The following is a 26,195-nucleotide window of genomic DNA, read 5'->3' on the forward strand; positions in this document are numbered from 1 at the left end:
TTGGCGGCAGCGCTTGAGTGTCATGATATGTGAAGGCGTGACCCGACCCCGGGTCACGTACAAGGACAGAATATGCTGGGTAAATTCCTGACCAAGGTAGTGGGTTCCAAGAATGATCGCGAAGTGAAGCGCCTGCGCAAGCGGGTCAACGCGATCAATGCACTCGAGAGCGAGCTTGAGCCGCTCTCCGATGAGGCGCTGACAGCCAAGACCGCGGAATTCCGCGAGCGTCTCGCGCAAGGGGAACACCTCGACAAGCTGTTGCCGGAAGCCTTCGCGACCGTGCGTGAGGCCAGCAAGCGCATCATGGGCATGCGTCACTTCGATACCCAGATGGTCGGCGGCATGGCGCTGCACGAAGGCCGCATCGCCGAGATGAAGACCGGTGAGGGCAAGACGCTGGTGGGGACGCTTGCGGTCTACCTGAACGCACTGACCGGCGAAGGCGTCCACGTGGTGACGGTCAACGACTATCTGGCCACCCGTGACGCCAACTGGATGCGTCCGCTATATGAATTCCTTGGTCTGAGTGTCGGTGTCATCTACTCCGGCCAGCCCAATGAAGACAAGCGCGCCGCCTATCAGGCCGATATCACCTACGGCACCAACAACGAATACGGTTTCGATTACCTGCGCGACAACATGGCCTTCTCGCTGGAAGACAAGGTCCAGCGCAAGCTGCACTTCGCCATCATCGATGAGGTCGACTCCATCCTGATCGATGAGGCGCGCACGCCGCTGATCATCTCCGGTCCGGTGGAAGAGAATACCGACCTCTACAAGATCATCGATCGCATGGCGCGCGAGCTCGAGCAGTGCAGCGATGAGGAAGACCCGGAAAGCGGCGATTTCACCCTCGATGAGAAGCAGAAGCAGGTCGAACTGACCGAGTTCGGCCACCAGAAGGTCGAGGCGCTGCTGCGTGCCCAGGAGCTGCTCGGGGAGGAGGATTCCCTGTATGCGGCCCAGAACCTGAGCCTGCTGCACCACGTGCACTCTGCGCTGCGTGCCCAGAACCTGTTCGTGCGTGACGTGGATTACATCGTCAACAATGGCGAAGTGGTCATCGTCGATGAGCACACCGGGCGTACCATGGTCGGTCGTCGCTGGTCTGAAGGCCTGCACCAGGCGGTCGAGGCCAAGGAAGGTGTTGCCATCCAGAAGGAAAGCCAGACGCTGGCATCCACGACCTTCCAGAATTACTTCCGTCTCTACGACAAGCTGTCCGGCATGACTGGTACGGCCGACACCGAGGCCTTCGAATTCCGTCAGATCTACAACCTCGACGTGATGGTCATCCCGACCAACAAGCCCATCGCGCGCAAGGACATGAATGATCTGGTCTATCTGACCGCGGAAGAGAAGTTCAACGCCATCATCGAGGATGCCCGCGAGAAGGTTGCGGAAGGGCGTCCGGTGCTGGTGGGTACCGCCTCGGTCGAGACCTCCGAGCTGCTGTCGCAGATGATGCACAAGGCGGGCGTCAAGCATCACGTCCTGAACGCCAAGCAGCACGTCAGCGAGGCCGCCATCATCGCCCAGGCGGGTCGTCCGGGCGCCGTGACCATCGCGACCAACATGGCCGGTCGTGGTACCGACATCATGCTGGGCGGCAACTGGGAAGCCGAGCTTGCCGAGCTGGAAGCGCCGACCGAAGAGCAGATCAACGAGATCAAGCATGGCTGGCAGGAGCGTCACGAAGCCGTGCTGGCGGCAGGCGGTCTGCACGTGATCGGCTCCGAGCGTCACGAATCACGCCGTATCGACAACCAGCTGCGCGGTCGTGCCGGTCGCCAGGGTGACCCGGGCTCCACGCGCTTCTTCCTGTCGCTGGAAGATAGCCTGATGCGTTTGTTCGGTTCTGACCGCGTGCAGCGTCTGATGGGCGCGCTGGGGCTCGAGAAGGGCGAAGCCATCGAGCACAAGATGGTCTCCAATGCCGTCGAGCGCGCGCAGAAGAAGGTCGAGGGTCGCAACTTCGACGTGCGCAAGCAGCTGCTTGAGTACGATGATGTCGCCAACGACCAGCGCAGCGTGATCTACGAGCAGCGCAACGACATCCTCGAAGCCGACGAGATCGCCGAGAACATCGCCGGCATCCGTCGCGAGGTGCTCGATGACGCCATCTCCCTGCGTGTGCCGCCGCAGAGCCTGCCGGAACAGTGGGACCTGCCGAGCCTCGAGAACGACCTCAAGACCGACTTCAACCTCGACCTGCCGCTGGTGCAGTGGGCGGAAGAGGACGAGCACTTCCATGAGGAAACGCTGCGTGAACGTCTGCAGGCCGCCCATGAAGCGCTTTATGCCGACAAGGTCGAGGCCGTTGGCCCTGAGCTGATGCGCCGCTTCGAGAAGCAGGTCATGCTTCAGGTGCTGGACACGCGCTGGAAGGAGCACCTGCAGGCGATGGACAACCTGCGTCGCGGTATCCACCTGCGCGGCTATGCCCAGAAGAACCCGAAGCAGGAATACAAGCGCGAAGCGTTCGAGCAGTTCCAGACGCTGCTGGTCAACATCAAGTCCGACGTGGTGCGCATTCTCAGCCACGTGCAGGTGCGTCGCCAGGAAGAGGTCGACACGCTGGAAGAAGAGCGTCGTGCCAACCTCGAGCGTGAGCAGGCCAGCGCCGAAACGCGCCGTGTCGATGAAGATGCGGTCAGTGAAGAGGGTGTCCAGGCGGCCGAAGAGGTCGTCGAGGCACAGTACGGTGCGCAGCCTCAGGCCCAGGGCGATGGCGAGCCGATGCGCCGCGATGTGCCCAAGGTCGGTCGCAACGACCCGTGCCCGTGCGGTTCCGGCAAGAAATACAAGCAGTGCCACGGCAAGCTGAGCTGACACTGCGCCAAACAGCCTCCCTGGGCGCCTCGTCGATTCGGCTCGCAGGGGGCAGTTGTCACAGAACACCATGATTGGAGACGTGAGCGATGGCGGTAGGGCCTTCCACTTTTCCCGCTGACATGCCGGCGATTGCCGGCTTTCAGATCGGGGTTGCTGAAGCCGGTATCAAGAAGCCGGGTCGTCGTGATCTGGTGATCATGGCCCTCGAGGCAGGGTCGCGTCTTGCAGGCACTTTTACCCGCAACGCCTTCTGCGCGGCACCTGTCCATGTCGCACGTGAGCACCTCACGGCAGGCGTCGAAGGGCCGCGTTATCTGGTGATCAACACCGGTAATGCCAATGCGGGAACCGGCGAGCAGGGCATGACCGATGCTCGCGCGACCTGCCAGGCCTTGGCGGGGATCGCCGGCTGTGATGCCCGGGCAGTGCTGCCGTTCTCGACCGGCGTGATCGGTGAACCGCTGCCGATGGATCGCCTGACGGCGGCGTTGCCGACAGCCTTTGCCAACCTGGGCGAGGGCGACTGGTCTGCCGCGGCGCATGGCATCATGACCACCGATACGCGGCCCAAGGGCAGCTGGCGGACACTGACGCTGAGCAATGGCGAGAGTGTGACGCTGGCGGGTGTCTCCAAGGGTTCCGGCATGATCTGCCCGAACATGGCGACCATGCTGGGCTTCGTGGCCACCGATGCTGATCTCGCCATAGACCAGCCGGCGCTCGACGCCATGCTGCGCCGGGTGGTGGTCAAGAGCTTCAACAGCATCACCGTCGATTCCGATACTTCCACCAATGACGCCTGCATGCTGGCTGTCACAGGGCAGGCCGGGCGTGTCGAGGGTGAAGACCTGATCGCGTTTGAGGCCGCCCTGGCGGAGGTCATGCTCGAGCTGGCTCAGGCCATCATTCGTGATGGCGAGGGGGCGACCAAGTTCGTCACCATCGAGGTCAGCGAGGCGCGTTCACAGGAAGAGGCGCGTGCCGTCGGCTTTACCGTCGCGCACTCGCCGCTGGTCAAGACAGCGCTCTATGCCAGCGACGCCAACTGGGGTCGCATTCTGGCGGCCGTCGGACGTGCGCCGCTGGAAGAGCTGGACGTCACGGGTGTCGCGATCACGCTCAATGGCGTCACCATCGTCGAACAGGGTGGCCGTGCCGACAGCTACACCGAAGCCGCCGGCAGTGCCGCCATGGCCGAGGAAGAGCTGGTGATCGGCATCCGCCTGGGACGTGGACAGCAGGAAGCTCGCATCTGGACATCGGATCTGTCCCACGATTACGTCTCGATCAACGCTGATTATCGTAGCTGACGCCCCAGGGCGGAGGCTTACGCTGAAACGGTAATGCAATATCTCCCGCAGGCTTCGCCTCTCGAGGCGGAGTCGGATGTACAACGCGAGTCAAAGGTACAGGCATCATGCCGAAGCGAAGGGTTCACGTGGCGGCTGCCGCCATCTTAAACGAACAGGGCCAGGTCCTGATTGCACGTCGTCCCTCGACGGTGGATCAGGGCGGCTTGTGGGAGTTTCCGGGTGGCAAGCTGGCGCCTTACGAAACCGGTCTGGAAGCGCTCAAGCGTGAGCTGTGCGAAGAGCTGGGCATCGAGATCATTCGTGCTCAGCCGCTGATCCGTATTCATCACGAATACCCGGACAAGCACATCCTGCTGGATGTGTGGGAAACGCGTCAGTTCACTGGCGAGCCCTTTGGTCGTGAAGGGCAGGCAGTGCGCTGGGTCGAGATCGAGGATCTCTACAAGTACGCCTTCCCGGCGGCGAATCTGCCGATTCTGCGGGCGGTCTCGCTGCCGCGTGAGTATCTGATCACGCCGGAAGAGGCCGATGAGGACGTCTTCGAGACGCGTCTGACGCGTGCGCTGGATGAGGATGGCGTGCGTCTGGTCCAGCTGCGCGCCAAGGAGCTGGATGAGGCGGCCTATATCGCGCGTGCCGAGAAGGCGCTGGCGATCTGTCATGCGCGTGGTGCTCGTCTGCTGCTCAACGCTGAACCGTCCATGCTCGGCAAGGTCGATGCGGATGGTATCCACCTGACCAGCGTGCGTCTGGCGGAGCTGGCGGAAAAGGGCGAGCGTCCGATTGCCGCCAACAAGTGGCTGTCTGCCTCCACCCACGATCAGCAGCAGCTGGATCAGGCCGGTCGTGTGGCGTGTGACTTCGTGTCACTGTCGCCGCTGCGTGTGACGCCGTCGCACCCGGAGCGTCCGCCGCTGGGCTGGCATGACTTCCAGGGGCTGGTCGAGCAGGCGTGCATGCCGGTCTATGCGCTGGGCGGCATGTCCCGCTATGACAGCGATCACGCACGCGCCGTCGGTGCCCAGGGTATCGCATCGATCCGTGATTTCTGGAAGTGATGATCGCGCGTTGATGGCAGTTGCCTGAACGAAAAAAGACCCTCGAGGCTAGCCTCGAGGGTCTTTTTTATGCCCAGCATCTTGAGTGTCGAGCTTTGTATCGGTCTGAACCAGCAGGGCTCTCTCGAGCGCTACTGCTGATGCATGTCGCGCTCCATGCGCGCCACCATCTCGTCGATGCTGGTCTCATCCATGGCGGGCTCACCGGCGATACTGTGGGATTCGTCAGCCCAGGCGCCAAGATCCAGCAGTTGGCAGCGCTTGCTGCAGAAGGGGCGAAACTCGCTGGCGGCACTCCATACCACGTCGGTACGGCATTGCGGGCAAGCGACGGTCAATGGTGTCTTGCCATTGTGGGGAGCGGTGGCATCAGACATGAGGGGTGTCCTGAAACGGTGTATGGGGGGCGCTCAGTGATCGATAGTAGGCATCCATGGCCGCTACCTGTTCACGAAGATGCGCCTGGCTTCCGTCATTGTCGATGACATCGTCGGCCTTGGCCAGTCGTGTCTCGCGCGGCAGTTGGGCGGCGAGGATGGCGCGTACCTGCGCTTCGCTGACACCATCGCGGCTCAGCGTGCGCGCCAGCTGGATATCCTGGCTGACATCCACCACCAGGGTGCGTGAGACGAGGCTGTCCTGGCCGGACTCGAACAACAGCGGAGAGACCAGCAGGCGATAGGGACTGGTCATGGCTGCCAGGTGCTGTACGATCCGCTCCCGGATACGCGGGTGGGTGCAGCGCTCCAGCCACTGGCGCTCCTCGGGGGCAGCGAAGACCCGCTCGCGCAGCGCGGCGCGATCAAGCTCGCCTTGCGCCGTGACGATCGACTCGCCGAAGTGGGCGATGATCTCAGCCAGTGCTGTTTCGCCGGGGCGCACGATCTCGCGCGAGACATCATCGGCATCCACCCACTGGATGCCCAGCTCGCCGAACAGCCGCGCGACGCTCGATTTGCCGCTGCCGATGCCGCCGGTGACACCGATGATGGGGCCTTGGGGTAAAGAAGTCGTCGTCATGCGCCGATCACGCTCAGGTAGAGGCTCATCAAGGGCGTGCCAAACAGCAAAGCGATCCAGCCGGCAACCGCCAGGTAAGGCCCGAAGGGCATCGGTGCGCCGCGCAGACGCGGTACCAGCAGTTGCAGCAGGATGCCCAGAATGGCCCCGAGACCGGCGGACAGAATCAGCAACAGCGGCAACCACTGCCAGCCGAGCCAGGCGCCGAGAGCGGCGAGCAGCTTGAAGTCACCGTAGCCCATGCCTTCCTTGCCGGTGACCAGCTTGAATAGCCAGTAGAAGCTCCACAGCACCAGATAGCCCGCCATCGCGCCGATGACGGCACTGGGTAGCATCAGAGGCTGAAACAGCAACTGATAGGCGAGGCCTGCCCACAGCAGTGGCAATGTGATGGCATCTGGCAGCAGCTGGGTGCGGAAGTCGATGACCGATAGCACCAGCAGAGTCAGGCAGGCGCCGAAGATCCACAGGCTCTGTGCCTCCAGGCCGTAGATCAACGCGATGGAAGCGCCAAGCGCGCCACCGGCCAGTTCCACCAGCGGGTACTGCGCGCTGATGCGCGTATTGCAGCTGGCGCAGCGACCACGCCGCTTCAGCCAGCCGAGAATAGGGAGGTTATCGTGCCACTTGATCGGCGTGTCACAGCCCGGGCAGCGTGATGCTGGCACCAGTAGATTGAAGCGCGGTGTGTCTTCGGCTTCCAGCTCCAATGCCTCGCGGGCCTCGGCGCGCCATTGGCGCATCATCATCACTGGCAGGCGGGTGATGACGACATTTAGAAAGCTGCCGACCAGCAAACCGAATATACCGGCCAGGCAGGCTTGCAGTGTGGGGGAGAGTTGGGCGAGTGATTCCACGAGTCGTCCTTGTCAGTAAATGACACGGCCGCGTCCTTTTGGTGGCGCGGCCGCTTGGCATGAAAGCTTCTTTCGAGATACAGGCGGCGTTCTAGATCGCGTTGCCCAGCTCGAAGATGGGAAGATACATCGAGACTACAAGCCCGCCCACCAGGGTGCCTAGTACCACGATGATCAAGGGCTCCAGCAGTGAGGTCAGGGCATCTACCTTGTTGTCGACATCTTCTTCGTAGAAATCCGCAACCTTGTTGAGCATGGCATCCAGTGAGCCGGATTCCTCGCCAATCGCCACCATCTGTACTGCCAGTGTCGGGAATAACTGGGTATTGCGCATGGCAAAGTTCAGCTGCTGGCCAGTAGAGACATCTTCCTTGATCTGGGCAATGGCGCGCTCGTAGACCTTGTTGCCTGAGGCGCCGGCGGCAGTATCAAGTGATTCCACTAACGGCACACCTGCTTGGAAGGTCGTAGCCAATGTGCGTGAATAACGAGCGACAGACGATTTATCCAGAATATCGCCGAGCACGGGTACCTTGAGCATGAAGCGGTGACAGCCATAAGCAAATTTTTCAGATCGTTTCATGCCTTGAGCAATAAGCATTCCAGTAAGCACTACTATGCCAAGGGCTACATACCAGTAGTTTTGAGCGTACTCAGACAGATTAATAGTCAATTGAGTAAATGCTGGGAGTTCTGCGCCGAAGCCTTGAAAAAGAGTTTCAAATTGTGGGACTACCTTGATCAACAGAATAGCTGTTACCCCGATCCCGACGCCGATCACGGCGATAGGGTAATAAAGGGCTTTCTTGACGCGCGCCTTGAGTGAATCAATCTTTTCTTTATAAGTTGCGACACGGTCGAGCATCTTGTCCAAGGCGCCAGCTTGTTCGCCAGCTTCAACCAGATTGGCAAACAGGTTATCAAAATGCTGGGGGTGTTTGCGCAAGGCTTCCGAAAAGCTGGCGCCTGCTCCCACCTGATTCATCATGTCTTCGACCAGATGACGCATGCCTGGACTCTTCATGCTTTCAGCCACGATGCCAAATGCCTGAAGTACCGGTACGCCAGCACGGATCATGGTCGCCATCTGACGGGCGAACATGGTGACATCCTTGCCACTGACCTTCTTGCTGCCGCCAAACAGGGAGGACTTCTTGCGCAGACGCTTGAGCACGATCCCCTGGCTGACCAGCGTGTTCTTGACCTGATCGACGTTGGCCGACATCAGCTCGCCCTTGACGTTTTCACCGCGCGAATTCTTGCCCGACCATTGCCAAGTTTCAATGCCCGCTTTTTTCTTGTCTTTCTTGGCAGTTCTGGGAGTTGCCATGTCAGTTATCGTTCCCTGATAAATGGGGAGCAGGCATTGAAGGTCGAGCCATGATCAATGCCTGGGTCATCTTGTCTTCAATGTGCCTGATGACTGAGCAAAAGTCAGCTATCTGGCGTATTGATCGCTGTCGCCAGTATGGACAACCATTACATGCTCGGTCAGTTGCAGTGGCTCAGTCCTTGGTGATGCGATTGACTTCTTCCAGCGAGGTCATGCCCGACATCACCTTGCGTAAGCCGCTACGCCTCAGGTCTGAAAGCCCTTCCTTGCGCGCCTGGTCTGCCAGCTCGATGGCGGTGCCCTCACGCATGATCAAGCGGCTCATCTCATCCGAGATCGGCATGACTTCATAGATGCCGACTCGCCCCTTGTAACCCAGCGTACACTGACTGCAACCGACGGGGCGGAATATGGTCGCCGCCTCTAGTTCTGCTGCGCTGAAGCCATTGTCTTCACTGAAGCCCATCGAGGCCATCGCCTCGGGCGGAATCTCCGTGGGCTGTCGGCAGTGGGTACACAGGCGGCGAGCAAGGCGCTGAGCAATGATCAACGAGACGGAACTCGCGATATTGAAGGGGGCAATTCCCATGTTGCTCAGGCGAGTCAGTGTCTCGGGGGCAGAATTTGTGTGCAAGGTAGAAAGTACCAGGTGACCAGTCTGCGCCGCCTTGACGGCGATCTCGGCGGTTTCCTTGTCACGAATTTCCCCCACCATCACTACATCGGGATCCTGGCGCAGGAAGGCGCGCAGGGCCGAGGCGAAGTCCAGGCCGATCTTGGGCAGCACGTTGACCTGGTTGACGCCTTCTACCTTGAGCTCGACCGGGTCTTCCGCCGTCGAGATATTGCGCTCCGGAGTATTGAGGATATTCAGTCCAGTGTAGAGCGTTACGGTCTTGCCGCTACCGGTCGGGCCAGTGACCAGAATCATGCCCTGGGGCTGATCCAGCGTCTTCTCGAACATGGCACGCTGTTCGGGTTCGAAGCCTAGCGCCTCGATGCCCATCTTGGCCGAGCTGGGGTCCAGGATACGCAGCACCAGTTTCTCGCCGTACACAGTGGGAAGTGTATTGACGCGAAAGTCGATGGAGCGTGACTTGGAGAGGCGCAGTTTGATCGCGCCGTCCTGCGGTAAACGGCGCTCGGAAATATCCATGCGCGACATGACCTTCAGGCGTGCCGAGATCCGGTTACGCATATTGAAGGGTGGACGGGTATTCTCGACCAACATGCCATCGATACGAAAACGAATGCGATAGGTGGATTCGTAGGGCTCGAAGTGGATATCCGATGCACCACGCTTGATGGCATCCAGCAGTACTTTGTGAACGAAGCGCACCACTGGCGCATCATCACTGTTGGCAGTAATAGCCAGATCGTTGTTGTTATCTTCTTCGCCTTCAAAATCTAGCCCATCGAGTGCTTCGCCATCTTCGCTCAGCATGTCCATGGCGCTTTCTTCGCCGGCTTCCAGGTACTGCTCCAATGCCGGCGTCAGCTGGTCGGCGGCGACCAGGACACTCTCGATCGACAAGCCGGTGGCAAATTGCAGCTCATCTAGATGCGTAAGTGTTGATGGGGAGGGCACGCCGACGGTCAGCCGATGCTCACGGCGATAGAGTGGCAGTACACCCAACTTGCGCAGGACCTTCTCGGGCAGTTCATCAATGGAAGGCAGCGAGTCGATACGAAGGGCATCGAGATCCACATACGGCAGGCCATATTCCCAGGCGGCCGCCAATGTCGCGTCACGTGCTGTCACCAGACCATGCGCAATGATGTGCAGCAACAGGCTTTCCCCGGCCTCATTGGCTTCCTGTTCAGCCAGCTGTGCTGCCTGTGGTTCGAGCAGGCCAGAGTCGACCAGTCGGGCGGCAAATCCTTTTAGCGTGTGTTCTGACTGGGGCATGACACTCTTCCTGTTGCAGTTGCCGATGGACCTACTCTGACTGCTTCAAACGTGAAGCATGCGCTGATGCGCTGTGCGCAAACTCTGGTGCGGTAAGCCATCGTATAACAAACATCGTCTTGCAGAAGAGTGTAGCTGGATTGCCCAGCACTAGGAATGGCGCATTCATGACATGAAAGGAGGATAGGGCTTGTGGAGGGGAGCTAGCCAAACGCTGGTGGGGCGGGAGTAACGTTGAAGAGATCCTGAATCTCGATCACAAACTTTTTGTGTTCGTTGCTTGCAATGTCACTGAGTGTAATCTATTGTAACAACCAAGCAGCCGTCAGCGCCGCCAAGAAAGCGTCTTGCGACATGGCAATGGCACCTGAACTGTGGCTGTGGTATCACTCGTCCCGTCCGGTCGACACCCCGTGATATCAAGATGTTATGCTGGTGAAGATGTTATTGGGAACATTAGAATCAAGCGCCCACACTGACATTCTTCTGTAACATCCTGCTGGTCAGGGAAGGTAACCGGGGTTTCAGGACGTACGACCTGATCTCACTACGCAAATGCAAGGGAGTCACACCATGACACGCAAGCAACAAGCTGGTTTTACACTTATCGAGCTGATGATCGTTATTGCCATCATTGGTATTTTGGCTGCTATAGCAATCCCGCGTTACCAGGATTATACTAAGCGTGCTAATGTCTCTGAAGGTTTACAGTTGGCAGCAGCAGCAAAAACAGCAGTTACTGAAGTTTACTCGACCTCAAGTTCATTTCCTGCAACTAATGCAGCTGCCGGACTTCAGGAGGCCAGCACTATTAACGGAAATGCGGTTGACTCTGTTACTGTTGGCGCAAACGGTGTTATCACGGTCAATTATAATGGTACCGTAGATGATAATGCTGAACTGACGCTTACACCCACGGCTTCTGCAACTGGTGGCAGTATTACTTGGAGTTGTGGTAAAAATGCAACCATGGATGATGCATGGGTGCCTGCAGACTGTCGTTCTGGTTCATAATATCAATCTATGATATTAAAAGGGGCTGCACTGACGTGCAGTCCCTTTTTATTGATATGAGGGATCTAAATGTATAGGGTTACAGCTTTTTTTGCCATTTTACTATTTTATCCGTTAATGCAGCTAGGGCAGCGTATACCTAGTGAAAATATGCCCCAAAAATTCTTTAATTTAGATTTTTCTGTGCATGACTTCTCTAGGTATGACTTCTATATTACCGGAGTATACCTATTGGTCTATTCGGTCTTCTGTCTATGGGTTTTATTCATTACTCTTCTAGCCTCGCGATGGATTCTTAGTATTTCAAGGCAGCGAGTAAGACCCATATTTATTAATATTCTAGTCGCTTTCATTCTGTTCTTGGTGCTTGATGTAGTGAATGGAGTCAAATTTCCGAATTCGCAATTCAAAATTTTAGATTTAAGCGTCAATGAATTTTGGATGAAGTATATAGGTACGATTTTAAGTTTGTTTCTATCACTTTTTATAGTGTTTTTTAGTGATTCCTGTAGACGGCATTTTGCATTGATATCGCTTCTGCTTATGCCATCAGTACTTCTGGTTGTTAACTTTTCTCTTTATAAGTGGAACGATGGTTATACGAAGAAAGGTGTGAATAATATAACCTATGTTCTAGGTGTTGACTCAGTTAGAGCAGATGCACATTCTCTACTGGCTAATAATTCTACCTTTTTAGCTTCTAAGCATTTGTCTTCTTTCAATAATGCTTGGTCACCTGTAGGAAGAACATATGCTTCTTGGAATGTATTGACGACAGGGCTGGCTCCTGAGAATAACAGAGTAAGATTCAATTTATCGAGCGTTGAACCTAAATGTACGATGTTTAACATTTTTGAAGATCATGAGTGGAATATAATTTATGGGTCAGATGAAAAAAGATTTAATCATATTGGAGAAAAATGTTCACTTGAGAATAATCTTGGCTCATCTACACAAGCATTGGATTTTGTTGCAGCGTCCCCTTTGTTAGATATGCCATATTATAATCTATTGTCTGAATACGATTTTGTTTTCAAAGAGATTCTTCCGTTCCATATTCATAATAGAGCTAATGCTGTTACTTACGATCCATACCTGGCTGCAAAATATTATGCTATAAAAGCAAAGAGTAAAGTTATGGCTGGAGATAACTTGTTGGTATTTCATTTCACCCTTCCTCACATGCCCTGGACTCATCGTTGGAGTCACCTTTCTCAAGCCAGTGATAATCGAAAGTATGAAGTGATGGTGGAGGATGCTGGCCGTGCATTAGATATCTTTACTGATGTTCTTTCAAGAATTGATAGCAATAGTTTTGAAGGGGTTATATGGTCTGATCATGGTGAGTCATTCACACAGCATAGCTCACATGAAAATGACTTGTTTTGCTGTAGCAACGTTGGTGGACATGGTACTTCAGCTGAAATATTGGAGCAGTACAACATATTCATTTCCTTCTCAAATATAATTAATGATGAGTTGGTGTATTCCGGCGATAGTTTTATAACCAGTCTGGATATACTCCCTACGTTGATCGACTGGCATTTCGATAAGACTATAGTTAGTGATGGCTGCAACCTATTGCGGTTGTGTGGAACTTCCTTAGCGCGTAGCTTGACTATTGAGTCTGGTTTCACAGTAAAAGAAATGTTAAAAAAGACTCCAGATCTATCTAAGATTATGGAACAAGGAATAGCTGCCTATACTGTAAAGGAAGGGAAAGTAATCCTTAGAGCTGAATTCGAAGAAGAATTGATACGCACAAAAGGGTACAAAACCGTACATGGGATAATGAGTGTCAAAAGTGAAAAGCAAAGTTATAGAGATATTCACTGAGCTTTTCACTCGTTAGCTAAGTCAGGCTACCTTCCGGTAGCCTGATGTTATCAATAAAGAGCTTCTTCCTCTTCCACCACATCCTTCAGCAGCTCTAGGAAAAGCTTGTCCGCATCGGAGTGCTCCGCCGGATCTTCCGGGATATGGATGCTGGTAGTGTCAGAAATTTCGTTGGCGATGATGGCCAGCACCGCTTGCTCATTCTTTCCTTGTTCTGCCCCTTCCTTGAGGCGCGCTCGCGCCACGACCAGTGACTGCTCGAGAATCTTCGGGTCTTGCAGCAGCTTGCGGATGAAGCCTTTCAGCTCACTGATGATGCGTGTCTTGTGCATTTCGCCGGATGCGTTGCTCATGGCGTGCTCCTTGTCTGGTGGATGTCTGTCTTTGTTCGAGCGTGAATTCTGGTCTAGATGACGATGCCTGGAACGCCTTTGAGCGCTTTTGAACGGTGAGGGACCAATCCAGGCCTGCCTTGAAACTCATGAAACCATGTCTGCCTTTGCCTGCAGTGTAACCCACACGTCAGCGCTGGTGGATATGTGACATCACACCGATCTCCAGCTTGCCAAACCACTCAAGACCCGCTGCGAGGCGTTCCATCTCGGTGATTGAAGCGTTGCGTGAGTCAGCGTCGTGGTTACATTGCTGAGCCGTTTCCGAGGCGGCTTCCATATCACAACCCGGCAACTCCAGCAGGATATCCACATGCGGGGCCGACGAGTCGGTGCCAGCAGGGGTGGTGGCATGGTTGACATAATGCAGTGTGAGGCCGCTGCGCGTCTGCCAGAGGGGAGACTGCTGCCAGCATTCATCGAGTGCGGCGATGATGTCACTACGCAGGGGCAGCGGCTGCTTCAGCGAGGGCTGCGCCAGGCTAGCCTGGCCGAGATGCGAGTCATCTTCGGGGTCGATGTGATAGAGCACATCACTGAGCTGGGGGAATTCGGCCTTGAGGCGAGCCACGGCGTGATGACCGATGGCATGGCCTTCCGAGACGCTGATGCGTGGCGCGACCAGCAGGTGGACTTCCAGCACGATACGGCCGGCGAGCGTGCGGCTGCGCAAGTCATGTGCGCCACGCACCTCCCGCAGTGACAGCAAGCACTCACGCATGGCGTGTTGCTGTTCGCGTGGCAGGGCGGTGTCGATCAGTTCACGTGAGGCCTCCCAGGCCAAGGAGGCGCCGATCTTGCCCACCATCACACCAACGACGACCGCCGCGATGCCATCCAGCCAGCTGGCCCCCAACTGGGTACCGATCAGACCTATCAGCACCGCCACGGTGGAGAGCGCATCGCTGCGCGAGTGCCAGGCATTGGCCTCCAGCAGCTTGGATTTCTGCTTGCGCGCGACCTTCAGCGTGGCGCGAAAGATACCTTCCTTGCCGAGCAGCGAGATGATCGCGATGCCGATGCCCAGCGCGCCGGGTAGCGGGATGGTCAGTGAGCCGAACATCAGCTCCCAGCTGCGCAAAATGCCTTCCCAGCCAATGGCGCCCGCCACGGCCAGCAGAAGACTGCCCAGCACCAGGGTGCCGAGCGTCTCGATGCGCTCATGCCCCCACGGATGTGAGCGATCCGGCGCCTGGCGGCCGTAGTGAGTCGCCACCAACACGAAGGCATCCGTCACCAGGTCTGACAGGGAATGGATGCCATCGGCGATCAGTGCCTGCGAGCCGACCAGCTTGCCGATGACGAGCTTCGCGACACCCAGCACGCCATCCAGCGCCGCGCCGATCAAGGTGATGCGCTGTGCTTCACGCTTGGCGCTTGCCGTGCTGGCGGCATCTGCGGGTGACGATTGAGGCATGGGAAGGCTCGCTAAAAGGGGAGTCGGGGGCGTCATGAAGTCAGCGCCTACTTCTGCGCAGGCCGGGCAGGAGTCAGCGCACGCAGCTGTCTTCAGAGATCTCGCCGCTGGGGCGCAGGCGCCGCGCGAGGCTGTCAACGCCGATATTGAGTATGGCGGTGAGCACCAGCAAGGCAAATGCCTGATCAAACATCAGGTATTCGAAGCTCGAGTCGATATGGAAGCCCAGCGTCACCACCCCCAGCATGCCGAGAATGGCCGTCTCGCGAATGATGGTCTCGGCGCGGTAGAGCAGCAATGCGAACATGCCGGGAGCGACACGCGGGTTGAGCTCATAGAGCCAGCATTCGAACTTGCCCTGCGGGCGACTGGGCGGCAGCTGAATCTGGTTGGCATGGCGAGCACACAGGAAGGCGATGATCGCGCCGTTGTGCAGCGCCAGCGCCAGCCAGGCGGGCAGCAGGGAAGGCCCCAGCAGCAACAGCAGGATGAAGGCCAGAATCAGCTCCGGCGTGGTGCGCAGGAAGATCAGCAGGCCGTTGGTCGAGTGCTGTGAGAGGCGGTTGCCCACATGACGGCTGGCCAGCGGCCACAGCAGCATGGCGATCAGCAGACTACCGGCGGTGCCCAGCAGGCCGAGCAACAAGGTATTGCCGATGGCGGGCAGCAGATCGGGCAGGTGGCTGGCCCACTGCAGCAGGCCTGTCGCGAGCTCGCCCGAGGTCAGTGACTCGAATGATGCATTGACCAGCGGCGCCGGCCAGATGTCATGGCTGATGAAGCGCCACAGCAGGGTCGGGCTGACATCGGGCCATGGCCCCAGCCACCAGAGGCTGGCGATGGCCAGTACCGGCAATGCTCGACGGTGCCCCCACCATGGGAGCGTGGCGATCAGCAGATAGAAGATCCACAGCAGAGCGCCCGCCTCGGCGTAACGGCCCTCGCGAAAGGCGCTTTCCAGATAGAAGCCCAGCGTGGGCAAACCGACGAAACCGAGCAGGACACTGGCGCGCAGTCCGCATTCGAAGCGATAGCGGGTATAGCTGGCCATGCGCCGCCACGCCATCGGCAGTTCTGCATATACAAAGCGCATCGCGCGCGAGCTGGCACAGGGCAGTGCCTTGAGTGGCGCCTGCGGCAGCTGTTCGAGAATCTCGGCATAGACCTTGGCGAAGGTCGCCGCATAGGGGATCGTGATCGCCGCCAGCGCCGTGGCGGCCGATAGCCCGAACACCTGCAGCAACAGCAGGGCCCAGAACAGCTCATGCACCGCGCGCAGCCCGGCACAGATGCCCCGCAGCAGGCGCGAGCGAGAATAGACCAATGCCAGCGGCAGCCCTATCAGCGCACCTAGCAGGGTGCCCCACAGCGCAAAAGCGATGGTCAGGATCAGAGCGTGCAGCGGGGATTCCAGCGCGCCGGGAGCCGGTGATGCCAGGCCCGCCAGCATGCGGCCCAGTTCCTGCCAGGGCTCGCGCGAGGTGACGGAGAGATCGGCGAAGGGCACCAGCACCAGCATGGCGATGACAAGGCCACCACCGAGGCGCAACAGGCGCGCGCCGTCACTGCGTGCCTGCCACCAGCGAGGAGGATGGCGCAGCTCTGCCGTCATGGTGGAGGGATCAGCTGACATCGGATGACTCGCGGGTCGCTGCAGCGGGGTACAGGAAGTCCAGGTCGCCGGGCGTCAGTCCGTCGGTCGCGACATCCAGCAGCACGCGCCCCTGGCCGTCAGCCTGTTTTCCAAGCCCGATCACGCGCGTGAAGTGAGTGAGTGCCAACTCACGCTGATGAAGCGCTACCACACTGGTGGCGTGACGGGCATGTATCAGCTGGATCAACTGACTGGCCTGATGCGGGTCCACGCTTGCGACGGGCTCGTCACCGAGGAACAGATCATGGCCCTGATAGAGCGCACGTGCGATGGCGACACGCTGGCGCTGACCGCCGGAAAGCGCCTCGACGGAGCGCTCCATCAGGCCGGCGATACCCAGCGGTTCGCACAATGTGGCAACCGCCTGCCAATGAGCCGGTTTCGGGCGCAGCAGATTGAGCAGGTTGGTCAGCCGTGAGTGCTGGTCCAACCGGCCCATGAAGATGTTGTGGTAGACCGACAATTGCGGCACCAGCCCCTGGCGCTGAGGGCACCAGGCGGCCGCTACGTCGCGCTGTTGCAGCGCGACGCGCAGGGCTTCCAGCAGCGTGGACTTGCCTGCGCCACTGGCACCGAGCAGGGCGATGCGCTCGCCCGGCAGGAGGCGAATATCCAGATCACGCAAGACCACCTCGGCGCCATGGCCGAGGTGGTCTTGCGAAAGGTGCAGCAGTGGAGAGGGTGTTTCCTGGGTCATGAGCTCAGCGCAGCAGACCGAGCTGTTCACCGACGGTCTTGATCGGCGCGTAGTCATCGTTGCTGGCCGGAATGAAGCCGGAGCGCGGGAAGCTCTCGAGCAGGTCCGGGTCCTTCATGTCCAGCAGGGCCGTGGTGACATGGGCAGTGAAGTCCGCGCCGAAGTGGCTGTCGGCATCGCCACGAATCGTCCACTGATAATCCGGGTAGGCCGGCGTCTGCCACAGCACCTGCACCTTGCTCGGGTCGACCTTGCCGTCCTTGACGGCCGCTTCCCACACCGCGAAGTTGACCGCGCCCACGTCATAGGTGCCGGCGGCGACCAGTGCGATGGTGCGTGAGTGGTCGCCGGAGAAACCGACGCGGCTGAACAGGGCGTCCGGCGCCTGCTGGAACTGCTCGCGCAGATAGTATTCCGGCATCAGGCGGCCTGAAGTGGAGGTCTTGGCGCCGAAGGTGAAGGAGTGGCCTTCGAGGGAGTCGGGCAGGGCGTCCAGCGGCTCGGCGGCATCGCCGGCCAGCTTGAGGTCGCGACGCGCGATGAAGTAGCTGCGGAAGGCAGCGTCTTCCACGCCCTGGGCGATGGCGACGGAGCCCGGCACCATCTGGCGCGCCTGAACGCCTGTCAGGCCGCCGAACCAGGCCATCTGGATCTGATCGTTGCGAAAGGCGCTGACGGCGGCGCTGTAGGATTTGACCGGCACATACTCGACATCGACGCCCAGTTTCTCTTCCAGATAGTCGGCGACCTTGTCGAAACGCTCGACCAGGCGTGACTCGTCTTCATCCGGAATCGCCGTGAACTTGAAGGTGTCGGCCTGAGCCAGACTCATGGTCACGGGAAGGGCGGAAATCAGGGTCAGAGCAGCAGTGGCCAGCCAGCGCATGGGAAGCATCCTCAGCATTCACGACATAAGACATCATGCGGTGAGCACCGCATGTCAGGGGGTATGGCGCGTATTGTTGTGTCTTGATCACGCGGGTGCAAGCCCCACGCCATGCCTGAAGGATCGCTCAAGTGACGCTGAAGCGTCAGTAGCGCGTTGAATGGCTGCGCAGGAAGAGCTCATTTGCCGTGGCTGGGGCTGATGACTTGGTGGCTAGTGCTCAAGTCTCCGGTGGGAAACGGGTGTCCTTCAAGCTGTCCTTGATCTTCTTGAGATGCTGCTGGAAGTCTTCTCCGCGGCGCAGCGTCACGCCGGTGGCCAGCACGTCGATCAGGGCCAGGTGGATCATGCGTGAGGTCATCGGCATATAGATATCGGTGTCTTCCGGGGCCATGACTTCCAGTACTTCGGTGCACTCGCGTGCCAGCGGAGAGTTCGGTGCGGTGATGCCCAGTACCGCGGCGCCATTGCTGCGTGCGAGCTTGGCGATATCGACCAGCTCGCGGGTGCGTCCGGTGTAGGAGATGATCACGATGACGTCGCCGGTATGGCAGGCGGCGGCCACCATGCGCTGCATGAGCACATCTTCATAGGCCATGACCGGCAGGTTGAAGCGGAAGAACTTGTGCTGGGCATCCGCCGCGACCGGGCCTGAGGCGCCAAGGCCAAAGAAGCAGATCTGCTTGGCTTGGCTCAGGTAATCGACGGCGCGCTCGATGCGCCTGGGGTCCAGTGCGCGACGGGCATCGTCGAGCGCGGCCACGGTGGCGCCGAGAATCTTGTCGCCATAGGCGGCGGCATCGTCGTTCTGATCGACACTGCGCGACACATAGGGCGTACCGCCGGCCAGACTCTGGGCCAGCTTGATCTTGAAGTCGGGGAAGCCCTTGGCATCGAAGTTGCGACAGAAGCGGTTGACGGTCGGCTCACTGACCAGTGAGGCCTGAGCGAGCGCCGCGATGCTCATGCCGGTGGCCGCAGCCGGGTCCGCCAGAATGACGTCGGCGACCTTGCGCTCGGAGCGATTGAGCTCGTCGAGACGTTCACGGATGCGATTGATGAGGTCGTGTACTGCCATTCGCCTGTTACCCTGCCATTGTGTAGTGAAATAACTACGTAATCTGGGCATCCTAGCCTCACTCGTCTGGTAGGCCAAGCATCTCTTTGGGTCACTTGCTGATCCAGGGGTGTGAAGGACGAGGTGAAAGCGAAAGCGCCGCTGACTACCACTTTTAGGTAAGTTTACCTATTTGTGGGGCGAATTGTCTTGAGTGACAGCGGCGTTATCGCTACATTTGTTGTTAATATAACCAGCCATGTATCGCCAACGCCTTCCCGGTGCCGTGTGTCATTCGAGCCTCTCCTCGCCGCGCCAGCCTGCGCAGCCTTCCAGGAAGCGGGTTCGAAGTCGCCCACCTTGTCGGTCATTTCGGCATACAGGGCAGTTTCGACGGGAGAAATCGGCGGCATGAGTTCCGACATCATTCCGGGCGTGGATATTGCCCTGTTCGGCGCCTTGGGCGACCTCGCCAAGCGCAAGCTATATCCAGCCCTCTATCACCTCGACCGTGACGGTCTGCTCGAGAAGGCAACCCGCCTGATCGGTCTGGCGCGTCAGGATGTCAGCCTCGAATCCTTCAAGGACACCGTGCAGGCGGCGCTCAAGGAGCGCGTCAAGCCGGAACACCTCGAGAAGGAATGCATCGAGCGCTTCCTCTCTCGCATCAGCTATGCGGCGCTGGACTTCAGCACCGTGGAAGGCTATTCCGCGATCGCCGACTGGCGTGTGGATGCCAAGGGCAAGCCGTCGCCGCGCCCGCTGATGATCTATCTTTCCGTACCGTCGCGTATCTACGGCGACATCAGCAGCAATCTGCAGGCGGCGGGCTGCCTCGACGAGCACTCACGTGTCGTGGTCGAGAAGCCGATCGGCTCTGATCTGGAGAGCTCGCGCGTCGTCAACGACGCGATCGGCGCCGTCTTCCACGAATCCCAGATCTACCGTATCGATCACTATCTGGGCAAGGAAACCGTCCAGAATCTGATTGCGCTGCGCTTCGCCAACCCGATGTTCGGCAACCAGTGGAATCAGAACCAGATTTCCCACGTCGAGATCACCGTGGCGGAGAAGGTCGGCATCGAAGGGCGCTGGGGCTACTTTGATCAGGCCGGTCAGCTGCGTGACATGGTGCAGAACCACCTGCTGCAGCTGCTGTGTCTGATCGCGATGGACCCGCCGTCCAACCTGGATGCAGACGCCATTCGTGACGAGAAGGTCAAGGTGCTCAAGGCGTTGCGCCCGATCACCGGCGAGCGTCTCAATACGGATCTGGTGCGTGGTCAGTACATCGCGGGTGCCGTCGATGGCCAGCACGTGCCGGGCTATCTCGAGGAAGAAGGGGCCAACACCGAATCCCAGACCGAGACCTTCGTGGCCTTCAAGACCGAAGTCTCCAACTGGCGCTGGGCCGGTGTTCCGTTCTACCTGCGGACCGGCAAGCGCATGCCGGAGAAGCTGTCACAGATCGTGATCCACTTCCGTCAGCAGCCGCACTACATCTTCGATCCGGACCAGCGCTCGCTGGCGGCCAACAAGCTGATCATCCGTCTTCAGCCGTCCGAGGGTATCTCCCTGCAGGTGCTGACCAAGGACTCCGGTCTCGACAAGGGCATGCGTCTGCGCCCGGGTCCGTTGGATCTCGACTTCAACAGCGCCTTCCCCAAGCGCCGTATTCCGGAAGCTTACGAACGTCTGCTGCTGGAGGTCATCAAGGGCCAGCAGTATCTGTTCGTGCGTCGTGACGAGATCGAACACGCCTGGCGCTGGGTCGATACCCTCATCGATGGCTGGGAATCCCGCGCCGCCACGCCGCGCCGTTACCCGGCCGGCTCCTGGGGGCCCGTCTCCTCGATCGCGATGATCACGCGCGACGGTCGCAGCTGGTATGAGGAATATTGAGATGAGCGCCACCGTGACTGAGCAGGACCCGCGCGTACAGACCGCACACTCTCTCGCCGAGTATCTGGCCGCCGCCTTGCGTGCTGATCTCGACGTTGATCCGTCAGCGCGTGCGCTGCTGGTGGTTTCCGGCGGCTCCACGCCCAAGCCGCTGTTTGCCGCGCTGCGCGACAAGCCGCTGGATTGGTCGCGGGTCGATATCACCCTCGCCGATGAGCGTTGGGTGAGCGAAGACGCCGATGACAGCAATGCACGCTTCGTGCGTGAGCACCTGCTGAGCGGTGCGGCCAGTGCCGCCACCTTCCATCCGCTGACCAACGCCGAGGCAGAGCCGGAGGACGGTTACGCAGAAGTGAGCACTCGCATCGCGGCGCTCCCCTGGCCGGCTTCCGCGCTGATTCTCGGCATGGGCGGCGATGGCCACACGGCCTCGCTGTTCCCGGATGGTGACCGTCTGCAGGAAGCGCTGACCAGTGCGGATTGCTGTGTCCCGATGCGTGCACCCAGCGTGCCGCAGGCGCGTATCACGCTGTCTCTCGAGCGTCTGCGCCAGACGCGTCGTACCGTGCTTCATCTCACGGGGACCGACAAGCAGGCCGTGCTGTCGCGCGCGCTGAGCGACGTCGAGGCGGTCAGTGAACTGCCGATTCGTGCCTTCCTGTCCGCGCCGCTGGCGCTTTACTGGGCCCCCTGATCACATCGGCCGCGGCCAGCCACAAGGGAGGCTGGCCGCGGCACAAGGAGAACGCCATGAGCTTTGAAAAACAGCTTCCGTCGACTCGTACCACCGAGATCGACAGCATCTGCCAGAAAGCCTCCGTGCTGCCGGTGATCGCCGTCGAGCGCATCGAGGACGCCGTACCGCTGGGCAAGGCCCTTTACGAAGGTGGCCTGACCGTACTGGAAGTCACGCTGCGCACCGATTGCGCGCTGGAAGCCATCCGCCTGATGCGTGAAGCGCTGCCCAACGCCAGCATCGGTGCCGGCACCGTGCTGACGCCGGAACAGTATCGCCAGGTGGAAGAGCTGGGCGTCGACTTCATCGTCACGCCGGGCACCACCGAAGCGCTGTACCAGTACGGCGTGACCAGCAGCGTACCGATGCTGCCGGGTGTCGCGACCGTCTCGGAGCTGATGACGGGCTGGCAGTACGGTTACCGTCGCTTCAAGTTCTTCCCGGCGGAAGCCGCGGGCGGCGTCAATGCGATCAAGTCCTTCGGTGGCCCGATCAGCGAAGCTCGCTTCTGCCCGACTGGCGGCATTTCCCTGAGCAACGCCGCTGACTACCTCGCGCTCAAGAACGTGATGTGTGTCGGTGGTAGCTGGGTCGCGCCGCAGAAACTGATTGATGCGGGTGACTGGGATGGTATCCGCGAGCTGGCGCGTGAAGCCTCAGAGCGTTTCCACCGCTGAAGCCTGATATCTGGATGAGTGCTGGTCACTGATCCAGCGGTTGCCTGCCAACGTCATGCACGTCGTGCTTGAGGCTGACAGGCTGCCAGTACTGCTCTCTCTCGACAGCTTGGCTGTTGCTTGTGACCCGTCTCTCGCGAGGCGGGTCTTTTTTGTGCGCGTTATCTGGCGGGCTGGCGGGTCAGATGGGAAAGTCAGGCTGATTGTCTGATGGAGCCTTTTGAGCTGGGCAGAAGTCTTGTCTCAGCGCTGCGGCGTGCTCAGCTGGCGGTAGAGATCATCCAGCAAGGGCAGGACCAGCCCATGTCGGACGGCGGCAAGGCGCAGCGGGCCAAGGATCGCCTCGACCTCGGTAGGGCGACCGGCGAGCACATCCTGCAGCATCGAGGCGCGATTGTTGGCGGTCGCGCGGATGACCTGCTCGACCAGCGCCTGCCAGCCTTCCCCCGGGGCAGAGATGCCTTCGCTATCCAGTACCGCGCTGATCTCCTCGACCGCCTGGTGCACCATCGGGGCAAATGGCCGGTCACGCAGCTGGCCGTTGCGAATGTGATAGCGTGCCACCAGGGGATTGATCGCCGCATTGATCGCCAGCTTGTGCCACAGGCGGGTCTGGATGTCCGGTGTCGGTTCGCACGCAAACCCTGCTGCCTTGAGCCAGTCACATTGCAGGAGAGCGGCCTGGTGGGACTGACGGTCGGGGTCGCCGTCACCGCCACTCTGCCATGCGCCCAGCCAGGTGTGGCCGCGCCCGGCGTGTTGCACGCCAAGGTGCTGGAGGTCATCCGCTGTCGAGTCAGCGTCAGGCGTCGCGCTTGCGCCAGTCTCGGCTGGCAGCCAGGCGCCTTCGGTGGTGCTGGCGCATAGCAGGTTGGCGTGGCGTTCGGCCAGCCACGGCTGAGCGCTCAGGCCATTCTGCCAGCAGGTCACGGAAGTCCCGGGCGTGATATGTGGTGCCAGTTGCTGCCAGACGGCGGGTACACCGTGGGCCTTGGTCGTCAGCCAGATGGCGGAAGGCTTTCTAGATAGTGGTCCTTGTAGTGCGTCAATTGTTGAATGATTTATCTTTGTGCTAACAGTGAGTGATTCTGGCGTAGTCATGTCGAGCACGACCGCTTGCCCCGCCATTGCCTGACGCCCCAGCAGCAGGACACGCGGTAGCTCGGTTGCCCCCTGCTCACGAAGCTCTCGCTGGCGCGCTGCCATCAGCGAAGCCGCCAGCAGGCGCCCGATGGCCCCCGGGCCGATGATCCACAGCCAGTTATCTTCCGGATCAGTCATTGTGTGCATATTCGTCATCTTGTCATGGGAGAGCAGAGCAGTGCGTGAGCGCAAGAGGAGGCCGGTTGTACTTCACCTGACCTGCTGTCAGCTATCGGTCTTGCGCCGTGACGTAGTCGCTCGCTTGCGGGGGCTCCTGGTGGAAGCACTTTTACGAGAAGCGCCGTCCTTATTGCTGCCAGCAGTGCTGTCAGAAGCTGTCTTGCCTGAAGCAGTCTTTCCCGAAGAGCTGCCAGAAGCGCGCTTCTTGTAGGACGTTGCCTTGCGACGCGAGCCGCCCTTGCCGCCGCCCTTGCGCGGCGCGAGTGTCGCACCGCCGACGCTGGCCAGTGCCGTGCTCAGACGGCTGGCGGAGCTATCGGCGAGCAGCGCACGCAGATCCACGATCAATTCGCTCAAGAAGGGCGCCGCCGGGTCGCCTTGCTCGTGGATCATGCTCAGGCGTTGCTCCCACTGTGCGGTGCGCTCCGGACGCGATACGGCAGGCGGCAGCGCATGAATCAGCGCGCGACCGATACGCGTCGAGCGCATCGCCTGGCCTTCGCGCACCAGATAGCCGCGATTGATCAGTGTCTCGAGCATGCCGGCGCGTGTCGCCTCGGTGCCCAGGCCATCCACATCGCGCAGCGTGCGTCGCACCGCTTCATCCTCGACGTAACGTGCGATGTTCATCATCGCCTGGATCAGGCTGGCGTCGTTGAAGGGTTCCGGCGGGCGGGTCTCTTTCTCCTCGATACCACAGTCAAGCACACAGGCCGGTTCGCCTTCCGTCAGGGCGGGCAGCGGCGGTGGGGTCTTGTCATCGGTGGCTGCGTTCTTGTCTGAGGCCTTCTTGTCAGCCACATCTTTGTCAGCTGTCTCGCTGGCCTCCGCTGTGCGCTGGAACAGCACCTTCCAGCCCTCGTCGATGACGCTGCGGCCACTGGCGCGGAAGGGCTCCTTGGCGAAGCGCAGCTCGACCTTGACCTCGCGATAGCGATAGGCCGGGTAGAACTGGGCCAGCACGTTGCGGGTGATCATGCGGTAGAGATTGGCTTCATCGCGCGACAGGCGCGCATAGTCCGGCTCGCGCCCGGTCGGCGCCAAGGCGTGGTGCGCGCTGACCTTGCTGTCATTGAAGGCGCGTGAGCGCAGGCTGAAATCGGCGCCGCCACTGAAGCGTTCAAGCTCGCGGTCACCCACGCAGGCGCTGATCATCAGATTGGCCATGCCGGCGTGATGTTCGCGCGGCAGGTAGCGGCAGTCGGAGCGTGGATAGGTGATCAGCTGATGGCGCTCGTAAAGCGCCTGACAGGTGTCGAGGACCTTCTGGGCCGGCAGGCGAAAACGGCGCGCGGCATCGACCTGCAGCGCCGAGAGCGAATAGGGCAGCGGCGCGGGCTGTGACTTGTCGCTGGCGTCGACACTTTCGACATGGCCATCGCCGAGGGTGGTCAAGGTCGCGAGATGGCGGGCCAGGCGCTCGGCGGGGCGGCTATCCAGCAGGCGCCCCTTGTCATCGAGTGGCAGCGGGGTGCCCTTGTCCGCCAGACGTTGCAGCCAGGGTGAGCTGGGCGCATGCCACCAGGCCTTGAAGCTGCCCGCCGCCACGCCAGCCTCTATCCACAGCGGGAAGAAGGCACGAGGCTCGAAGGCCTCGATTTCCTCGTCACGGCGCACGACCAGCCCCAGCAGCGGCGTCTGCACGCGTCCCACTGACAACACGCCGTCGTGGCCGGCCTGGCGTCCGGTCAATGTCCAGGCGCGAGTCAGGTTCATGCCATACAGCCAGTCGGCGCGCTGGCGCGCCAGTGCGGCTTCATAGAGCGGCTGCCAGCGCTGATTGTCGTCCAGCTTGTTGAGGGCACGGCTGACGGCAGGGCGGTTCATGTCGCTGATCAGCAGGCGTTTGACCGGCCCGCGCCAGCGCATGTGCTCCAGCACTTCCTGCACCAGCAGCTGGCCTTCACGGTCAGGGTCGCCGGCATGCACGACCTCATCGGCCAGCTTGAGCTGCTCGCGGATGGTCTTGAGCTGACCGCGCGCCTGGCTGCGTGGCTTGAGCTTCCATTGCTCGGGGATGATCGGCAGGTGATCCAGCGACCAGCGCTTGAAGCGCTCGTCGTAGTCATCCGGCGGGGCCTGCTCCAGCAGGTGGCCGATGCACCAGGTGACACGGGTGTCACCGGCATCGATATAGCCGTCGCGCTTGCTTGAGCGTCCGGGCAGCGCCTCGGCAATGGCGCGGGCGAGGCTGGGCTTTTCGGCGATGATCAGGCGCATCGGGCATCCTGCGGTCAAAGGCTGTCGATATGATGATCCATACAGTATGCCGTTGG

The 26,195-nt window shown here is 59.8% G+C and carries 21 protein-coding genes; 8 read left to right on the forward strand and 13 right to left on the reverse strand.

Annotated features, from left to right (window positions below):
• Positions 1 to 72 precede the first annotated feature (72 nt).
• The 3 genes from secA to H2O77_RS03695 all read left to right on the forward strand — a co-directional run bounded on the left by secA (position 73) and on the right by H2O77_RS03695 (position 5,209).
• A complete protein-coding gene (secA, locus tag H2O77_RS03685; RefSeq protein WP_215823927.1) occupies positions 73 to 2,835 on the forward strand; it encodes a preprotein translocase subunit SecA in 2,763 nt (920 codons plus the stop codon).
• Positions 2,836 to 2,924: 89 nt separating this feature from the next.
• The gene (argJ, locus tag H2O77_RS03690) at positions 2,925 to 4,148 is read left to right on the forward strand and encodes a bifunctional glutamate N-acetyltransferase/amino-acid acetyltransferase ArgJ (RefSeq protein WP_215823928.1); all 1,224 of its coding nucleotides are present in this window, start codon (positions 2,925 to 2,927) and stop codon (positions 4,146 to 4,148) included.
• A gap of 107 nt (positions 4,149 to 4,255) precedes the next feature.
• Entirely contained in the window at positions 4,256 to 5,209 is a 954-nt protein-coding gene (locus tag H2O77_RS03695; RefSeq protein ID WP_043332483.1) for a Nudix family hydrolase, read from the forward strand.
• Positions 5,210 to 5,340: 131 nt separating this feature from the next.
• Here the strand turns inward: H2O77_RS03695 and yacG are convergent, their stop codons facing one another.
• The 5 genes from yacG to pilB form a co-directional block, all read right to left on the reverse strand.
• Positions 5,341 to 5,586, reverse strand: a complete 246-nt coding sequence (gene yacG, locus H2O77_RS03700; RefSeq protein ID WP_153635187.1) for a DNA gyrase inhibitor YacG — start codon at positions 5,584 to 5,586, stop codon at positions 5,341 to 5,343.
• Positions 5,579 to 6,229: a dephospho-CoA kinase gene (gene coaE, locus H2O77_RS03705; protein WP_215823929.1), complete on the reverse strand. Its 651-nt coding sequence runs from the start codon at positions 6,227 to 6,229 to the stop codon at positions 5,579 to 5,581. The genes yacG and coaE overlap by 8 nt, the downstream gene beginning before the upstream one ends.
• A complete protein-coding gene (locus H2O77_RS03710) occupies positions 6,226 to 7,086 on the reverse strand; it encodes an A24 family peptidase (protein ID WP_240548701.1) in 861 nt (286 codons plus the stop codon). The genes coaE and H2O77_RS03710 overlap by 4 nt, the downstream gene beginning before the upstream one ends.
• 91 nt (positions 7,087 to 7,177) lie before the next feature.
• Positions 7,178 to 8,416 (reverse strand): type II secretion system F family protein, encoded by a 1,239-nt coding sequence (locus H2O77_RS03715; protein ID WP_200019032.1) that lies wholly within the window; start codon positions 8,414 to 8,416, stop codon positions 7,178 to 7,180.
• 175 nt (positions 8,417 to 8,591) lie between these two features.
• On the reverse strand, positions 8,592 to 10,328 hold the full coding sequence (pilB, locus tag H2O77_RS03720; protein ID WP_215823930.1) for a type IV-A pilus assembly ATPase PilB: 1,737 nt from the start codon (positions 10,326 to 10,328) through the stop codon (positions 8,592 to 8,594).
• Between the two features lie 573 nt (positions 10,329 to 10,901).
• Here pilB and H2O77_RS03725 point away from each other — a divergent pair.
• Both H2O77_RS03725 and H2O77_RS03730 read left to right on the forward strand, forming a co-directional pair.
• Complete coding sequence (locus H2O77_RS03725; RefSeq protein WP_215823931.1) at positions 10,902 to 11,342, forward strand: pilin; 441 nt, start codon at positions 10,902 to 10,904, stop codon at positions 11,340 to 11,342.
• A 441-nt stretch (positions 11,343 to 11,783) separates the two neighbouring features.
• Positions 11,784 to 13,178, forward strand: a complete 1,395-nt coding sequence (locus H2O77_RS03730; RefSeq protein WP_215823932.1) for a hypothetical protein — start codon at positions 11,784 to 11,786, stop codon at positions 13,176 to 13,178.
• 50 nt (positions 13,179 to 13,228) lie between these two features.
• Here H2O77_RS03730 and H2O77_RS03735 read toward each other — a convergent pair whose 3' ends face one another.
• The 6 genes from H2O77_RS03735 to H2O77_RS03760 all read right to left on the reverse strand — a co-directional run bounded on the left by H2O77_RS03735 (position 13,229) and on the right by H2O77_RS03760 (position 19,302).
• The gene (locus tag H2O77_RS03735; RefSeq protein ID WP_043332474.1) at positions 13,229 to 13,531 is read right to left on the reverse strand and encodes a hypothetical protein; all 303 of its coding nucleotides are present in this window, start codon (positions 13,529 to 13,531) and stop codon (positions 13,229 to 13,231) included.
• Between the two features lie 169 nt (positions 13,532 to 13,700).
• Positions 13,701 to 14,987 (reverse strand): cation diffusion facilitator family transporter, encoded by a 1,287-nt coding sequence (locus H2O77_RS03740; protein WP_215823933.1) that lies wholly within the window; start codon positions 14,985 to 14,987, stop codon positions 13,701 to 13,703.
• 73 nt (positions 14,988 to 15,060) lie between these two features.
• Complete coding sequence (locus H2O77_RS03745; protein ID WP_240548702.1) at positions 15,061 to 16,620, reverse strand: ABC transporter permease; 1,560 nt, start codon at positions 16,618 to 16,620, stop codon at positions 15,061 to 15,063.
• Complete coding sequence (locus H2O77_RS03750) at positions 16,610 to 17,338, reverse strand: ATP-binding cassette domain-containing protein (RefSeq protein ID WP_215823934.1); 729 nt, start codon at positions 17,336 to 17,338, stop codon at positions 16,610 to 16,612. The genes H2O77_RS03745 and H2O77_RS03750 overlap by 11 nt, the downstream gene beginning before the upstream one ends.
• 4 nt (positions 17,339 to 17,342) lie before the next feature.
• A complete protein-coding gene (locus H2O77_RS03755; protein WP_199852379.1) occupies positions 17,343 to 18,224 on the reverse strand; it encodes a putative selenate ABC transporter substrate-binding protein in 882 nt (293 codons plus the stop codon).
• A gap of 220 nt (positions 18,225 to 18,444) precedes the next feature.
• Positions 18,445 to 19,302: a MurR/RpiR family transcriptional regulator gene (locus tag H2O77_RS03760; protein ID WP_215823935.1), complete on the reverse strand. Its 858-nt coding sequence runs from the start codon at positions 19,300 to 19,302 to the stop codon at positions 18,445 to 18,447.
• A gap of 390 nt (positions 19,303 to 19,692) precedes the next feature.
• On the opposite strand from H2O77_RS03760, the gene zwf reads away from it, so the two are divergent.
• The 3 genes from zwf to H2O77_RS03775 are packed head-to-tail and all read left to right on the forward strand — an operon-like array spanning position 19,693 to position 22,596.
• Complete coding sequence (zwf, locus tag H2O77_RS03765; protein WP_043332469.1) at positions 19,693 to 21,183, forward strand: glucose-6-phosphate dehydrogenase; 1,491 nt, start codon at positions 19,693 to 19,695, stop codon at positions 21,181 to 21,183.
• A gap of 1 nt (position 21,184) precedes the next feature.
• On the forward strand, positions 21,185 to 21,877 hold the full coding sequence (pgl, locus tag H2O77_RS03770) for a 6-phosphogluconolactonase (protein WP_215823936.1): 693 nt from the start codon (positions 21,185 to 21,187) through the stop codon (positions 21,875 to 21,877).
• A 56-nt stretch (positions 21,878 to 21,933) separates the two neighbouring features.
• Positions 21,934 to 22,596, forward strand: a complete 663-nt coding sequence (locus H2O77_RS03775; protein ID WP_043332465.1) for a bifunctional 4-hydroxy-2-oxoglutarate aldolase/2-dehydro-3-deoxy-phosphogluconate aldolase — start codon at positions 21,934 to 21,936, stop codon at positions 22,594 to 22,596.
• 243 nt (positions 22,597 to 22,839) lie between these two features.
• On the opposite strand, the gene H2O77_RS03780 is transcribed toward H2O77_RS03775, so the two are convergent.
• Positions 22,840 to 23,886: a 2-dehydropantoate 2-reductase gene (locus H2O77_RS03780; RefSeq protein WP_240548703.1), complete on the reverse strand. Its 1,047-nt coding sequence runs from the start codon at positions 23,884 to 23,886 to the stop codon at positions 22,840 to 22,842.
• A gap of 78 nt (positions 23,887 to 23,964) precedes the next feature.
• Positions 23,965 to 26,139: a DNA topoisomerase III gene (locus tag H2O77_RS03785; protein ID WP_215823937.1), complete on the reverse strand. Its 2,175-nt coding sequence runs from the start codon at positions 26,137 to 26,139 to the stop codon at positions 23,965 to 23,967.
• Positions 26,140 to 26,195 lie beyond the last annotated feature (56 nt).

The organism is Cobetia sp. 4B, from assembly GCF_018831605.1.
GTDB classification, from domain to species: domain Bacteria; phylum Pseudomonadota; class Gammaproteobacteria; order Pseudomonadales; family Halomonadaceae; genus Cobetia; species Cobetia amphilecti.

Excerpts from the sequence above, each read along its gene's own strand:
- secA (WP_215823927.1), top strand. The coding sequence starts at position 73 with ATGCTGGGTAAATTCCTGACCAAGGTAGTGGGTTCCAAGAATGATCGC.
- argJ (WP_215823928.1), top strand. The coding sequence starts at position 2,925 with ATGGCGGTAGGGCCTTCCACTTTTCCCGCTGACATGCCGGCGATTGCC.
- H2O77_RS03695 (WP_043332483.1), top strand. The coding sequence starts at position 4,256 with ATGCCGAAGCGAAGGGTTCACGTGGCGGCTGCCGCCATCTTAAACGAA.
- yacG (WP_153635187.1), bottom strand. The coding sequence starts at position 5,586 with ATGTCTGATGCCACCGCTCCCCACAATGGCAAGACACCATTGACCGTC.
- coaE (WP_215823929.1), bottom strand. The coding sequence starts at position 6,229 with ATGACGACGACTTCTTTACCCCAAGGCCCCATCATCGGTGTCACCGGC.
- H2O77_RS03715 (WP_200019032.1), bottom strand. The coding sequence starts at position 8,416 with ATGGCAACTCCCAGAACTGCCAAGAAAGACAAGAAAAAAGCGGGCATT.
- pilB (WP_215823930.1), bottom strand. The coding sequence starts at position 10,328 with ATGCCCCAGTCAGAACACACGCTAAAAGGATTTGCCGCCCGACTGGTC.
- H2O77_RS03725 (WP_215823931.1), top strand. The coding sequence starts at position 10,902 with ATGACACGCAAGCAACAAGCTGGTTTTACACTTATCGAGCTGATGATC.
- H2O77_RS03730 (WP_215823932.1), top strand. The coding sequence starts at position 11,784 with ATGAAGTATATAGGTACGATTTTAAGTTTGTTTCTATCACTTTTTATA.
- H2O77_RS03735 (WP_043332474.1), bottom strand. The coding sequence starts at position 13,531 with ATGAGCAACGCATCCGGCGAAATGCACAAGACACGCATCATCAGTGAG.
- H2O77_RS03740 (WP_215823933.1), bottom strand. The coding sequence starts at position 14,987 with ATGCCTCAATCGTCACCCGCAGATGCCGCCAGCACGGCAAGCGCCAAG.
- H2O77_RS03745 (WP_240548702.1), bottom strand. The coding sequence starts at position 16,620 with ATGTCAGCTGATCCCTCCACCATGACGGCAGAGCTGCGCCATCCTCCT.
- H2O77_RS03750 (WP_215823934.1), bottom strand. The coding sequence starts at position 17,338 with ATGACCCAGGAAACACCCTCTCCACTGCTGCACCTTTCGCAAGACCAC.
- H2O77_RS03755 (WP_199852379.1), bottom strand. The coding sequence starts at position 18,224 with ATGCGCTGGCTGGCCACTGCTGCTCTGACCCTGATTTCCGCCCTTCCC.
- H2O77_RS03760 (WP_215823935.1), bottom strand. The coding sequence starts at position 19,302 with ATGGCAGTACACGACCTCATCAATCGCATCCGTGAACGTCTCGACGAG.
- zwf (WP_043332469.1), top strand. The coding sequence starts at position 19,693 with ATGAGTTCCGACATCATTCCGGGCGTGGATATTGCCCTGTTCGGCGCC.
- pgl (WP_215823936.1), top strand. The coding sequence starts at position 21,185 with ATGAGCGCCACCGTGACTGAGCAGGACCCGCGCGTACAGACCGCACAC.
- H2O77_RS03775 (WP_043332465.1), top strand. The coding sequence starts at position 21,934 with ATGAGCTTTGAAAAACAGCTTCCGTCGACTCGTACCACCGAGATCGAC.
- H2O77_RS03780 (WP_240548703.1), bottom strand. The coding sequence starts at position 23,886 with ATGCACACAATGACTGATCCGGAAGATAACTGGCTGTGGATCATCGGC.
- H2O77_RS03785 (WP_215823937.1), bottom strand. The coding sequence starts at position 26,139 with ATGCGCCTGATCATCGCCGAAAAGCCCAGCCTCGCCCGCGCCATTGCC.